The sequence below is a fragment of the Psychrobacter sp. NPDC078501 genome (assembly GCF_044900935.1).
Taxonomy (GTDB): Bacteria; Pseudomonadota; Gammaproteobacteria; order Pseudomonadales; family Moraxellaceae; genus Psychrobacter.
The window spans coordinates 41852-55269 of the sequence record NZ_JBJDOS010000006.1; the positions used below are offsets into that span (position 1 = coordinate 41852).

At 43.3% G+C, this 13418-nt stretch carries 14 protein-coding genes; 7 read left to right on the plus strand and 7 right to left on the minus strand.

What is annotated here, in order from left to right:
- Nucleotides 1–227: 227 nt before the first annotated feature.
- From ACI2IW_RS10620 to rpmI, 5 genes are all read right to left on the minus strand, one after another.
- Entirely contained in the window at nucleotides 228–527 is a 300-nt protein-coding gene (locus tag ACI2IW_RS10620; RefSeq protein ID WP_057761935.1) for an integration host factor subunit alpha, read from the minus strand.
- A 215-nt stretch (nucleotides 528–742) separates the two neighbouring features.
- The gene (pheT, locus tag ACI2IW_RS10625; RefSeq protein ID WP_404693624.1) at nucleotides 743–3142 is read right to left on the minus strand and encodes a phenylalanine--tRNA ligase subunit beta; all 2400 of its coding nucleotides are present in this window, start codon (nucleotides 3140–3142) and stop codon (nucleotides 743–745) included.
- A 188-nt stretch (nucleotides 3143–3330) separates the two neighbouring features.
- Complete coding sequence (pheS, locus tag ACI2IW_RS10630) at nucleotides 3331–4386, minus strand: phenylalanine--tRNA ligase subunit alpha (RefSeq protein ID WP_057761938.1); 1056 nt, start codon at nucleotides 4384–4386, stop codon at nucleotides 3331–3333.
- Nucleotides 4387–4713: 327 nt separating this feature from the next.
- A complete protein-coding gene (gene rplT / locus ACI2IW_RS10635; RefSeq protein ID WP_011281252.1) occupies nucleotides 4714–5070 on the minus strand; it encodes a 50S ribosomal protein L20 in 357 nt (118 codons plus the stop codon).
- Nucleotides 5071–5189: 119 nt separating this feature from the next.
- On the minus strand, nucleotides 5190–5387 hold the full coding sequence (gene rpmI / locus ACI2IW_RS10640; protein WP_057761939.1) for a 50S ribosomal protein L35: 198 nt from the start codon (nucleotides 5385–5387) through the stop codon (nucleotides 5190–5192).
- A gap of 435 nt (nucleotides 5388–5822) precedes the next feature.
- Here rpmI and ACI2IW_RS10645 point away from each other — a divergent pair, with 435 nt between their 5' ends.
- From ACI2IW_RS10645 to ACI2IW_RS10675, 7 genes are all read left to right on the plus strand, one after another.
- On the plus strand, nucleotides 5823–6266 hold the full coding sequence (locus tag ACI2IW_RS10645) for a thioesterase family protein (RefSeq protein WP_102093896.1): 444 nt from the start codon (nucleotides 5823–5825) through the stop codon (nucleotides 6264–6266).
- Nucleotides 6267–6454: 188 nt separating this feature from the next.
- Nucleotides 6455–7312: a bifunctional phosphoribosyl-AMP cyclohydrolase/phosphoribosyl-ATP diphosphatase HisIE gene (gene hisIE / locus ACI2IW_RS10650; protein WP_404693625.1), complete on the plus strand. Its 858-nt coding sequence runs from the start codon at nucleotides 6455–6457 to the stop codon at nucleotides 7310–7312.
- A 205-nt stretch (nucleotides 7313–7517) separates the two neighbouring features.
- Nucleotides 7518–7757 (plus strand): Sec-independent protein translocase subunit TatA, encoded by a 240-nt coding sequence (tatA, locus tag ACI2IW_RS10655; protein WP_057761945.1) that lies wholly within the window; start codon nucleotides 7518–7520, stop codon nucleotides 7755–7757.
- A 26-nt stretch (nucleotides 7758–7783) separates the two neighbouring features.
- Complete coding sequence (tatB, locus tag ACI2IW_RS10660; protein ID WP_404693626.1) at nucleotides 7784–8485, plus strand: Sec-independent protein translocase protein TatB; 702 nt, start codon at nucleotides 7784–7786, stop codon at nucleotides 8483–8485.
- Nucleotides 8485–9372, plus strand: coding sequence for a twin-arginine translocase subunit TatC (gene tatC, locus ACI2IW_RS10665; RefSeq protein ID WP_404693627.1), 888 nt, complete (start codon nucleotides 8485–8487; stop codon nucleotides 9370–9372). The genes tatB and tatC overlap by 1 nt, the downstream gene beginning before the upstream one ends.
- Before the next feature lie 216 nt (nucleotides 9373–9588).
- On the plus strand, nucleotides 9589–11088 hold the full coding sequence (locus ACI2IW_RS10670; protein ID WP_057761950.1) for a UvrD-helicase domain-containing protein: 1500 nt from the start codon (nucleotides 9589–9591) through the stop codon (nucleotides 11086–11088).
- A 73-nt stretch (nucleotides 11089–11161) separates the two neighbouring features.
- Complete coding sequence (locus ACI2IW_RS10675) at nucleotides 11162–12196, plus strand: tRNA dihydrouridine synthase (protein ID WP_404693628.1); 1035 nt, start codon at nucleotides 11162–11164, stop codon at nucleotides 12194–12196.
- A 46-nt stretch (nucleotides 12197–12242) separates the two neighbouring features.
- Here the strand turns inward: ACI2IW_RS10675 and ACI2IW_RS10680 are convergent, their stop codons facing one another.
- Together ACI2IW_RS10680 and ACI2IW_RS10685 are read right to left on the minus strand one after the other, a co-directional pair.
- Nucleotides 12243–12671 (minus strand): MAPEG family protein, encoded by a 429-nt coding sequence (locus ACI2IW_RS10680; protein ID WP_394125067.1) that lies wholly within the window; start codon nucleotides 12669–12671, stop codon nucleotides 12243–12245.
- Between the two features lie 11 nt (nucleotides 12672–12682).
- A complete protein-coding gene (locus tag ACI2IW_RS10685; protein ID WP_114701777.1) occupies nucleotides 12683–13096 on the minus strand; it encodes an OsmC family protein in 414 nt (137 codons plus the stop codon).
- Nucleotides 13097–13418 lie beyond the last annotated feature (322 nt).

Consider the following 13418-nt stretch of genomic DNA (forward strand, 5'->3'; position numbering starts at 1 on the left):
ATAAACTGTAGTAAAAAAAAGAGAGCCTATGCTCTCTTTTTTTATGTCTATCATTTATGATCTTAGTAGGATTTTACTTTATAGATAACCCTAATATACGATGCGTGCTGCAATATCGAAATACATAGATGTACGCAAAAATAGCTAAGTGCAAATACGCACTAGCATTCTTATCAACTCACGATAAAACAGACACACTATCGTTCAGCGCAGTGCCAAACTAGGTATTAGCTATCAAACAAACGCTCGTCAACCTTCTGACGAAATTTCTGCCCTGTTTTGAAAGTAACCACACGGCGCGCGGATACTGCAACAGGCTCCCCTGTTTTCGGGTTACGGCCTGGACGGCTGTTTTTATCTTTAAGCTCAAAGTTGCCAAAGCCTGAAAGCTTGACCTCTTTGCCATCAATCAAACTCTCTGACAGCTCATCAAAAAAGTTCTCCACCAGACAGCGGCCTTCTTGGCGTGTTAGGTTTAGGTGACTCATCAAATGCTCAATCATGTCAGATTTGGTTAAGGTGCTCACAGTACGACTCCTATGCTATGTCGTGATGTCGAATATCATGGTTTAGCGGTATGAGGGTTAAGGCTAGCTATTATAAAGGTTTTTTGACCGTTTTTTAACAAAGTCTTCATTAAAATCCTTTATTAATAACCACTTAACTTATTCTATGAATAGCAATGCTCCGTAGCCTCATGGTAAAAAGACTACAGAGCATTGGGTATAATACTTACTAAATGTTAACTGTCGCGCAGCTGTACAGAATGCTGGTCAGTTAGCGCTTGTACCACTTTATCTGTGGCAGTCTTGACGGCTTCGTCAGACAACGTTTGCGTACTGTCTTGCCATATCAGTGCAAACGCTAGTGAGCGCTGACCTGCTGGTACTTTGTCACCTTGATAAACATCAAATAACCAAAGATCAGTCAACAAATCACCTGCCGCAGTTCGCACCGTTGTCTCTAGTGTCTGCAAACTGATGTCACTGTCTACCAAGATAGCAATATCGCGGCGTACTTGCGGGAACTTGCTTGGTGTCGTGATAGCATGCTGCTCACGTGCAATCGTCAATAGCGGTGCCAGTGACAATTGAGCGACCCATGTAGTCGGCAGATCTAATTGCTTAGCAGTGTTTGGGTGCAACTGGCCCAACCAACCAACATATACATCATCGATATATAACTCAGCGCTTTGTCCTGGATGCAGGAAGCTCAGCGTACTACGCTCGTAGCGGATACGTGCACTATCGATTTGTGCTGGTAATAGCTGCTCAATATCATGCTTTAAATCATAAAAATCTAAGGCACGGTTTTGATAAGCTTGCTCGCTCCATATATCACCAACTGCGACTAAAGCAATACTTGGCGTTTGTACTAAGTCACTAATACTTTGTCCAACAAAGCTAAGACCCGTCTCAAAGAAACGTACACGTGGCTGTTGACGATTCAAGTTATACTGCACGCAAGGCAGTAAGCTCGATAGCAAAGTACGACGCATAACGGCCAAATCACTAGAGATAGGGTTTGCCAGTGCCAACACTTCCCCTAGCGCTTCGTCGTCAAGCAATGCTTCTAGTTTTGCATCACTAAAGCTAAAGCTGATCGCTTCCATATAGCCGTTGTCGACCAATGCGAGCTTCATCTCATGCGTCAAATCTGCAGTATCATCATAATCCATACTTACTTGCAAATGTGGCAGGACGCTTGGAATATTGTCATAGCCATAGATACGAGCAATTTCTTCGATTAAGTCTTCTTTAATACTCATATCAAAACGATAAGATGGCGGCTTGCAAACCAGTACATCGCTCTGCTGCTCTACGTCAAAACCCAGTTGGGTCAAGATACGTACCATCTCAGATGGCTCAATATCAATCCCAATGACATCACGAACTTTCGCGATTGGCAATGTAATTGGCGCGCGTGCTGGCAAATGCTCAAGGTTTTCGGCCGTGACTATTTGTCCTGCTTCCCCGCCAGTAATACTAGTGATTAAATCACAAGCTCGTGCCAACGCTAATGCTGGCAATTCAAAGTCGACGCCACGCTCAAAACGCTGTGATGCGTCCGTATGTAGCCCAAAACGGCGTGCGCGCGCAGCGATAGCTAGCTGATTAAAGAAAGCACTTTCTACAAAGATATTGGTAGTGCTATCAGTGACACTGCTACGCTGACCACCCATAATACCAGCCAGTGCCAAGGCACCTTTATCATCAGCAATCACCAGCTCATCACCCGTCAAGGTAACGGTTTGCTCATTTAGCAAAGTAATGGTTTCATCAGGCTGTGCCAAACGTACAACGATATCACCTTCGATCGTGTCTGCGTCAAACGCATGTAACGGTTGACCCAATTCCATCAATACATAGTTGGTCACATCTACCAAGAAATTGTGTGAACGTAGCCCTGACTGTACTAGCGCATCTTGCATCCATTTCGGAGTATCGACGCTACGGTCAATATTGCGAATCGACTGCAACAGATAGCGAGGGCACGCTTCCTTTGCCTCGACTGTCACAGCTGGTGTTGCGGCAGTGCCAGCGGTATTGGCCGAGATTTCTGGCATTTGTACAGGTAAGTCGTTGATGACAGATATTTCACGAGCGATACCACGTACGCTAAAGCAGTCACCACGGTTTGGGGTGATTGAGATATCCAATACTTGATTATCTAAACCTAGATATTCACGAATATCGGTACCAACTGGTGCATCTTCAGGCAGCTCAAGCAAGCCATCTATATCATCGACTAAATCAATTTCAGAAGCGCCACATAGCATACCGTTTGAGGCCACACCGCGTAGCTTACTCTTTTTGATTTTAAACCCTTTCTTATCATCGCTTGGCAATACCGCACCAACGGTAGCAACCGGTGCTTTCATACCGACGGTCACATTAGGAGCACCGCAGACAATTTGTAATGGCTCAGCGTCACCGATATTTACCTGAGTAACACGTAATTTATCTGCATCAGGATGCTGCTCAACGCTGATGACTTCACCGACAACCACACCGCTAAAAGTACGGGCAACCGCATAGCGATCATCAATCTCAAGACCTGCCATAGTCAACTGTTCGGCTAACTGTTCGCTAGTATTTGTAGGATTTACCCACTGACGTAGCCACTGTTCGCTAATTTTCATAAATATCTCGGATCAGAATTTTATAATAAAGATGTTGGAGTAAAGCTTGGCGAATTCGCTTGCTATAGTCGATCTTATATAAATTAGATACAGCGTCAGGCTCGCTCAGTCTACGATTTGTAGCACTTTCACTCACTTTCCTTGGATCTAAATTATCTTGAACTAACTATATAGGTATAAAGAAAACTCTAGCCAAATTGCTTTAAGAAGCGCACGTCATTTTGGAAAAACAAGCGCAAGTCATCAATACCGTAATACAGCATCGCAAAGCGCTCGATACCCATACCAAAAGCAAAGCCAGTGTATTTATCGCTATCAATACCGCAATTGGTCAATACTTGTGGATGCACCATGCCGCAGCCCATCACTTCAAGCCACTTGCCATTGTCATCTAAGATATCCACTTCTGCTGAAGGCTCAGTGAACGGGAAAAATGACGGACGGAAACGTACGGTCAGCTCTTTGGCAAAAAACGCTTCTAGAAACTCACTGATTAAACCTTTTAGCTCAGCAAAAGTGCTCGACTCGGTGACCATAAGGCCTTCTAGCTGATGGAACATCGGCGAATGAGTCTGGTCTGAGTCGTTACGATAAACACGGCCTGGGCAAATGATGCGAATCGGCGGCTCATTTTTTTCCATGGTACGAATCTGGACAGGACTGGTATGCGTACGCAATAGATAATGCGCATCAAAATAAAAGGTATCATGCATCGCGCGCGCAGGATGGTGCGACGGGATATTTAACGCTTCAAAATTATAGTAGTCGCTCTCGACTTCAGGACCGGTTGCGACATTGAAACCCGCTTGAATAAAATACTGCTGCATACGCTGAGTAATCATGGTTACTGGATGCAGATGACCTTTTTGACCACCGCGAGCAGGCAAAGTAATATCAATGCTTTCGCTTTCTAGCTTGGCATTGAGCGCTGCGACTTCTAGTTGCTGCTGTTGGTCTGTCAGTGCTTGCTGAATGCGACTACGCACTTGATGCAACCAGCCGCCATAGGTTTTTTTATCATCAGCATCGAGCTTGCCCATCTGCTTTGACCAGCCCGTTAACGGACTCTTTTTACCAGTCAATTGCACACGCAAATCTTGCAGTGTACGCGCATCAGTTACTTGTAGGATTAGAGCTTCAGCAGCACTCGCAAATTCGGTAAGCTGAGCTTCGTTAAGCTCATTGAGCTCTGAAGACAAAGTCGGTAGCGCCGACAAGTCGTTGGTGGCAGCAGGGTTAGTCATAAGACGCATTATTCCTGATTTGAACGGACTATTAATTGTAGGGATTTGACCAAATATTGCAAACCATTTATCCAGTTATGTTTATATAAAAGATTAATATAAAGGCTGGTTATAAGAATGGCTTGAATATTTAGACGATGATAAGCGTATTTTTGCTCGACAAAGTTCAATATAGAGCACTCTTAAAATAATTTAATATAAAAAAAGCCACCGACCAGCGGTAGCTTTTATTAATATCATACTATTAATCAATATTAGTCCTATCCATTTAGACAATTGCTCATAAATAATTATTTAAAAGCATCATACCCAAAGGATGGTTAATATTTAGGCCAATTCCGCTTTTGCTTTTTCGACCAATGCTGTGAAAGTCGCTGCATCATGCATAGCGATGTCTGCTAGAACGCGACGATCGATTGCGATGTTTGCTTTTTTCATGCCATTGATGAAGCGGCTATAGCTTAAGCCGTTTAAGCGTGCACCAGCATTGATACGTGCGATCCAAAGACGACGGAAAGTACGTTTCTTGTTGCGACGGTCACGATAAGCATATTGACCAGCTTTGGTCACTGCCTGTACCGCTACGCGGTAAACACGTGAACGGGCACCGTAGTAGCCTTTTGCGCGCTTTAAGATTTTTTTGTGACGGCGATTTGCCTGTACACCACGTTTTACACGGGCCATAATTTACTCCAAGATTTTTTAATCACTGTTAAGCGAGTGATGATGCCGTTAAATAACAAACATCATTGTCAGATTGCAAAGTCAAATATTTTCAATCAAAGATAGATGACGGTAGGCTATTAAATGTATGGGCACATACGACGAACTGCTGCTTCGTCAGACTTGTGCACCAACTTAAGACCACGCAATTGGCGAATACGCTTAGCTGATTTCTTGGTCAAAATATGGCTTTTGAATGCTTGCTTACGCTTGAAGCCATTCGCTGTTTTTTTGAAGCGTTTAGCTGCGCCGCTTCTGGTTTTCATCTTAACTTTCATGATGATTTGCCTCTTTTTCTGTTTTAGAACCTGGTCGTCAAATAGTCATACTGAATAATCGTTATATAAATAACCACTAAACCTCTATTTGCCTCGAGGTGGGAGGCGCTATTTTAGCAGATAGTGCCTTGTTTTGCCAAGTAAAGTTTTGGCGAGGTTTTAGTAGACAATATAGACAAGTAATCAGCATCAAATAAGCGATAGCAGCTCTCTTAAAAGCCTTAATAAAACGGCTGATTTTTATTCAAATAGATTGAATGTCAGCCTAAGCTGTGCTTAAGTAGAGACTGAGCTATATCTTCATATAAACCCTATTAAAACCCACTTATTTACTATAAATATTTAGGCTGTAATGTATAGCTATAACGATAACAATGCTGCCAACCTACAGCACGATAAGTAGAATAATCTTTGGCCATCACTCTAGGAGATAGTGTGTCAAAACAAGAGTTAGTATTCGACGACGACTTGTTTGTTTTTGAGACAGTGATGCGTGTACGTCATACGGAAGCCGACGCAGGACAGCATATGACGGTCGAATCTCTGACAGCGCTATTGTCCGAAGCACGGCTAAGGTTTCTATACGCTAAGGGTGTCAAAGAAATCAACGCAGACCATCAAGGCTTGATTATTGATAAATTGCAGCTAGATATTGTGAGCCGTATCCGCGTACGAGAAGAGTTGTTATTTGAAGTTGGTGTTGAGCCAATATATGATAATGGCGGTAATATAATCCTAAAAGTCACACGGATGCACACGGGCGAGATAGTAGCAAAAGCGCGCCAGCATTTTAGAGGTTACGACTTTAACCTCAATAAAGTGACCAAGCTTGATAACACGATCAAAGAAGCGCTGTATCCGCATTTATTTAGACTGTAGAATCGCTTGTCATAAATAGTATGCTGTCATTTAGCATAGTTGCACTCTATAGCGCATTTAGCTGACATCATATTGCTAGCTGTTAGTATATTGCAGAGCATTTCAGATAATCTCCCCGCTTTAATCATAAGTAGTATAATTGCTTATCACTCTTTTCCACTTTCTACCTATAAGACGACAAATACATTATGACTTTACCTGCTTGGCTGACTGCCGTAACTTTTAATGATGATGGTTTGATTCCTGCAATTGCTCAAGATCATCAAACAGGTCGTATTTTGATGATGGCATGGATGAATGCAGAAGCATTACAGCTCACTGCACAAACACAAACAGCGGTTTATTTTTCGCGCTCGCGTGCCAAACTATGGCATAAAGGTGAGTCATCAGGTCATACGCAAACTGTGCATGATATTCGTCTAGACTGTGATGCAGATGTGATTGTGCTTAGTGTCACTCAGGCTGGCGGCATTGCTTGCCATACGGGACGTGAGTCGTGCTTTTATCAGCGTCTAGATTTATCAGGCCAAACGCCTGAATGGCAAACCGTCGATAAAGTATTAAAAGACCCTGCAGATATTTATCATTCTCATAAATCTACTAACGACACTCATGAAACGGAAAACACTGGCGCGAATACTGACTCTGATACTATCCAAACACAATCTGATACTGCTCAAGCACAAGTCGATAAAGCCTCTGTATTGCAGCAGCTTGATAGCGTATTAGCAGAGCGCAAACAAGCCGATGCCGACAGCTCTTATGTGGCCAGTCTATATGCTAAAGGATTAAATAAGATATTAGAAAAAGTTGGTGAAGAGAGCACAGAGAGTATCATCGCTGCCAAAGATTTTGCTAACTGCGATGAGAGTACAGACAAAGCAAGCTACGATGAAGCGCGTCATGAGCTGATCTATGAAGTCGCCGATGTCTGGTTCCATACCTTGGTTGGGCTAGCATGGTTTGATATAGAGTCGGATGCTGTGTTAAACGAGCTAGGCAGACGTTTTGGGTTATCCGGTATCGATGAAAAAGCCGCTAGATAAGCCTAAATAAAAAATAAACGTCTATTTTATTGGATTATTGTTGCTTTCACCTATTTGTAATAAGTGCAGGTTATAATATAGCTCTGTTTTATCTCGCATTATATGTCGATGCTTTTTGTTTGCTAGATAGACCTTTTTGCAAACTAAAAGCAGGCATATAAAGACTGAAAACCAAGTCACAAAACCAAGTCACAAGGATACCATTATGGGTAGTTTTTCTATTACACATTGGCTGATACTATTGGTCGTTGTCGTTGTCGTGTTTGGCACCTCAAAACTCAGAAATGCTGGTAAAGATTTGGGCGGTGCTGTCAAAGGCTTTAAAGAAGCTGTTAAAGATGAAAATACAGAGCATGCCAAAAAACACGCGGTTCTTGACCACGATGCAACGGCACACACTGAAGAGCGCTCAACCACCAAGGTTGATGATAAGCATAACGTATAGCATCTAAACAGTGACATCGGACCATTATGTTTGATATCGGGTTTTCTGAACTACTTCTCTTTGGCGTTATCGCCCTAATCGTACTGGGCCCAGAAAAACTGCCACAGGCAGCGCGCACGGCTGGGCAATGGTATGCCAAAATTCGCCGTACAGTCTCAACATTGCAGTCTGAAATAGAGGCTGAGCTTGACTTGGCTGAGACACGCCAGCAAATGCAGAAAGAACTTGCCAAAATTCGCCAGACTGAAGCCGAAATGAGGCGTGAGATGGCTGAGATGCGCGGCAATATGAAAGCTTTTGAAAGCTCACATAGTCCTGCTTCTGAAGCATCTACGAATGCTGAAAACAGCAAGGGTGACGAAGCTGATGAAAATAACCGCACACAAAAGCAGCAATCAGGCACGCCAAAAGCGTTCGACTATGCTTATACCACTGACGAGCAGCCAGATACATTAGAAAACGGTCAATTATCGAAGCGCGGTCACAGCGGTGACAATATAAATGATCCAAATGTAGATGATGCAAATGTGAGTGAAAACGCCAAAGCAGCACCAGTTGTTCAGACCATCACTACCCGACCTTGGGAAAACATGTGGTTTCGACTTGGCGCTTATGACAAAGCACGTCGGCTCCCAATGCCACCATATGTGCCAAATTATAAAGCGGATGCCCTACTCAACAGTCCTGCCAACATGCAGACTTCTGACCATAAGCAGGAGACTGACTGATGCAACTACTCAAACGCAAAAAAAGTCGTCAAGAGAAAATCGCTGTTTCTGCCATTACTGACCAAGACGTTATTGATCAAGATACTGAAACAAAAACCAATACCACTCAAGATCAAAAATCAGAGGATGTTTTAAGCCCTTTGGCCGATATGCCTATTACCGAGCATTTGATTGAGCTGCGTCGGCATTTGATCAAAATATGTGTGGCAGTACTGATAATATTTTTAGGTTTGGTCGGTTATTCGCGCGAGCTATACAACTTGTTGTCTGACCCGTTGGTTGCGCAGTTACCTGCCAATTCGACCATGATTGCCACCGATATCACGTCAAACTTTATGGCACCGATACGTTTGACCGTATTCGTAGCTGCGTTTTTGGCGATGCCCTACATTCTTTATCAAATTTGGTCATTTGTAGCGCCCGGTCTGTATAAAAAAGAAAAGAAAATTGCTATTCCAGTGCTGCTATCCTCTATATTTTTGTTTTATGCTGGCGTGGCTTTTTCTTACTTTATTGTGCTCAAAGGGGTCTTAAAGTTCTTCATTATGTTTGCCCCGCAAAACGTACTACCCATGACGGATATCGACAGCTATCTTAGTTTTGCCTTAAAACTATTTATGGTATTCGGCTTAACGTTTGAGATTCCAGTTGTCACTTTGCTATTGATATTGGCAGGTATTGTCTCCATTCAGAGCTTAGAAGAAAAACGTCGTTATATCATTGTGGGTTGTTTTGCTGTGGCTGCCGTTGTCACGCCGCCAGATGGCGTATCGATGCTCATGCTAGCGATTCCGATGTGGTTGTTGTTTGAGCTTGGTTTGTTTTTGGCGAAGATTTTAATCAAAGAAGAGCCCAGTCCTACTCTTGTATCGACAGACAAAGAATAAAACACTTGTCATTCTAATCCAGACTAAAATAAAGTTATTGATTACATATAGCTATGCGTTAAACTACCATTACACCGTTTTATTCTTGCCTCATTAGTAAGCTGATTGCTTACTATCACGTTTTAGCATCACCATCATTTATAAGCCATTGTTTACCCAGTGGCTTTTTTTGCCCCTTTTATTTTTAATCAATTTTTGTATTTAGGTAGCTTTATTATGTCCGCATCTATGCCAGCTTATATGAGCGATCCCACTGACGAGCAGCTGAGCGCGCTGAATATGGCGATGGATCACAAGTCGTTTAAAGTGGTTGCTTATGCGGGCGCCGGTAAGACAACGACGCTCAAGCTAATTGGTGAGCGCTTACGTGGCCGCGGACTATATCTGGCCTTCAACAAAGCGATTGCCAATGATGCTCGTTCAAAGTTTCCGCCACATGTAGAGTGCCGTACTTTTCATTCACTTGCGTATCGTCATGTTGCTCGTGATATTACCGCCAAGCTATCTCTGCCGCGCTTTTCACCCAAGCGCCTCGGTGATGATTTGGGACTACAGCCTGTGCAAGTGCGTCGGCAAATGGATGGGGTTAATAAATACATTACGCTGACACCCGCACGATTGTCTCGGTTCGTCAGCGACGCAGTGAGTAATTTTTGCAGCACGCATGCCAGCTATCCTGCACCAAGGCACATACTGTTCCCAAGCTGGCTCGATGACTCAGATGCAGAACAGTTACGCGAGATGCTCTACCCTGCTGTCGAGCAGCGCTGGTTACAGTCGATTGATGCGCGTCACCCTGCTGGTATTGGCCATGATATTTATCTCAAGCTCTGGGCACTATCTAAGCCTAGTATTCCAGCGGACTTTATCTTGTTCGATGAAGCACAGGATGCGGACCCATTGATGATGGGTATCTTGACTCAGCAGTCGAGACAAGTCATCTATGTGGGCGATGCGCATCAGCAGATTTATGAATGGCGCGGCGCGGTCAATGCGATGAAAAAGTTGCCATTGCCGCAGACATTATTGACGCAATCTTTTCGCTTTGGTGAGCCGATTGCAGAAGTGGCCAATACTCTACTAAAAGCACTACAAGAGGACGTACCGCTAAAAGGTAACCCGAATAAGCAGTCTTCTACCGATAAGGGCATGGTACATAGCAAAAAAGATGCTATTTTGTGCCGTACCAATGCTGCTGCCATGTCACAACTGTTGACAGGGCTAAAGCACGGACATCGCGTGGCGCTACAAGCGGATACCGACCGTATGCTCAAATTCTGTCAGGCAGCCGAAAACTTAAAAAATGGTAAATCAGCTTACGGTGTTCCTGAGCTAGCATATTTTTATAATTGGGGTGATGTACAAGAGTATGCCGAAACCAATGAGGGCAGCGATCTCAAAACACTGGTCAAACTGGTCGATGACCATGGTACCAATGTCTTGAGCCAAGCGGTCAATAGTCTGACCAGCATTGAAAACGCTGACTATGTCATCTCCACCGCTCATAAAGCCAAAGGGCTCGAGTGGGGCAAAGTACAACTAGATGATGATTTTTACTATGATGTGACTACTAATGCAGTCAAGATTAGCCCAGAAGAGTTGCGCCTGCTCTATGTCGCCTGTACTCGCGCGCAAAGCAATTTGGATATTCATAATATTAAAGACCTGATCTCCGGATTGCAGACGGGCAAAAAAGTGATTTTTGGTAATACTTAATTACCCTCCACCTTTGTCAGCCTCAAGTTTTATTCAATCTCTCATAGTGACCCTTTAGCAGTGAATCACCAGCATGAATAATAACCAACAACTTCAAACGCGTCGAAATACTATTAATCAGTTATTTGCAGCTCCCGTGCGTTTGCTCGCGCCTATGGAAGGCTTAACCGATCCATTAATGCGTCAAATCTTAACCCAAATTGCGTCTGACTTAGGCCGTCCTTATGATTGGTCAGTCAGTGAATTTATCCGTATCACTCAGCACGTCTTGCCTGCGCATGTTTTTTATAAATATGTGCCTGAACTACATCATGATGCCAAAACGGCTTCTGGTACGCCCATTCATGTACAGATTTTGGGTAGCGAAGCGCAGCTGATGGCCGAAAACGCCACTTATGCTTGCGAGCTTGGTGCACCTGCGATTGATATCAATTTTGGCTGTCCTGCAAAAACTGTAAATAGCCACCGCGGTGGTTCTGTATTGTTAGATGAACCTGAAACAATGTATCAGATTATCAGTGCCGTACGCCAAGCCGTTCCCGCCCATATACCAGTATCAGCTAAGATTCGTCTGGGCTATACCGACACCAGTCGAATGGATGATATCCGAGGCGCAATTAACGACAGTGGTGCCGACTGGCTAACCATTCATGCGCGCACTAAGACCCAAGGCTATAAGCCGCCCGCCTATTGGGACAAAATCCAGAGTTTTAATGCGCTCGCCATTCCAGTCATTGCCAATGGAGAAATTTGGAACTTTGAGCATGCGCAAAACTGTATGACGCAAGCAGGTACACAGCACTTAATGTTAGGTCGCGGTGCAGTAACACGTCCTGATTTAGTGGCACAGGTTGATAATGATACTGAAAACAGTGCTGACAACGGAGATAATACGGCTACATTATTATGGCAAGATTTGATTGCCCATCAGATTAAGTTTTTGGAAGGTGAGGCAAAGAACGATGTGGTATTAGTCGGACGCTATAAGCAATGGCTAGGTATGCTCACCAAAGGCTATGTTGAGGCGCAGACAGTGTGGGAAGGTATCAAACGAGAAAAAAATAAAGCGGTGATTATTAGCGCACTACAAGCAAGCGTACGAGATTAATCACCTATTCTGATCTGATGTATTTGATAAGTATGGATGGGTGGCGCTATACACTGACTCGTATCGCTAAATAAAATAGCATCAGACAGCATGCCATTGATAATACCCAGAGGATAGAGCGGAACATTGCCAAATTAGTAATATATGCCACACAAAAACCAATTCGTATCATCACATACAGCCAAGCCAATACGTTGATAATCGATTGCGGTACAAAGAAAAGCATAGCTACCAATACTGCTGCCAAGAATACTGGCAAGGTTTCATAGCTGTTTTGTTGTGCTGCATTAGCACGTGCTGCCATGCCTGTCGCATTTTGAAAAAATTCGCGAGGATGTGCATTATTTCTGACTCTAAAGCCACCAGATACTTTTGCAACGATTGACACCGCCCATGGCAATAGACTTGCTACCACCATGGCCAAAATGGCAGACGCCACTTTATCAGTTACCAACTCAAAAAATGCACTTATCATTATATAAGTCCCTAGCCTGCAACCACTTCGAAATCATGGGTGATATTGACCCCACCTGCTACTAACATACGGCTGGCAGAACAGTATTTTTCTGCTGATAACTGGATGGCTTTTTCGACTTGTTTTTCTTTGACATCTTGACCAGTGACAATGAAATGCATATGAATATCGGTATAGACCGCTGGTACGGTTTCAGCGCGCTGGGCGGTTAGCTCACAACGTACATCCGTCACTGCTTGGCGTGATTTCTGTAAAATCTCTACGACATCATAACTGGCACACCCACCTAGTCCTAGCAAAATGAGCTCCATTGGGCTTGAGCCTTTTTCTTTATCAGCATCGATTTGTACATTATGTCCTGATGGTGACACACCCATAAAGGCTTTGTTCTCTTGCCATATTACGCTTGCTTTTGATTCTGACATTGTAGATGTTCCTTATTTTAAATGGCGTATTGCCTATTATTATTGTGTGAATAATATATTGCCCAGCTAGTGTAGCATAAGCCAAAGCAAGATTTTATAGGCTCATTGTTTTGCTGCTAACTCACCAGTGAAATCTGTACTTTTACCACTTTATACATATCGAAATAGTGGAGTTCGATATTTTACTGAATAATCGTACGTCCATACGCCTATTACTACTCTTCGACACTTGCCTAAAAATACTGTATAAAAACCTACAAAAGTTTGCTTATAAATAGTTGATTTTAAAAGGTAAAACTCGTGAAACATTTTATAGCAAAAT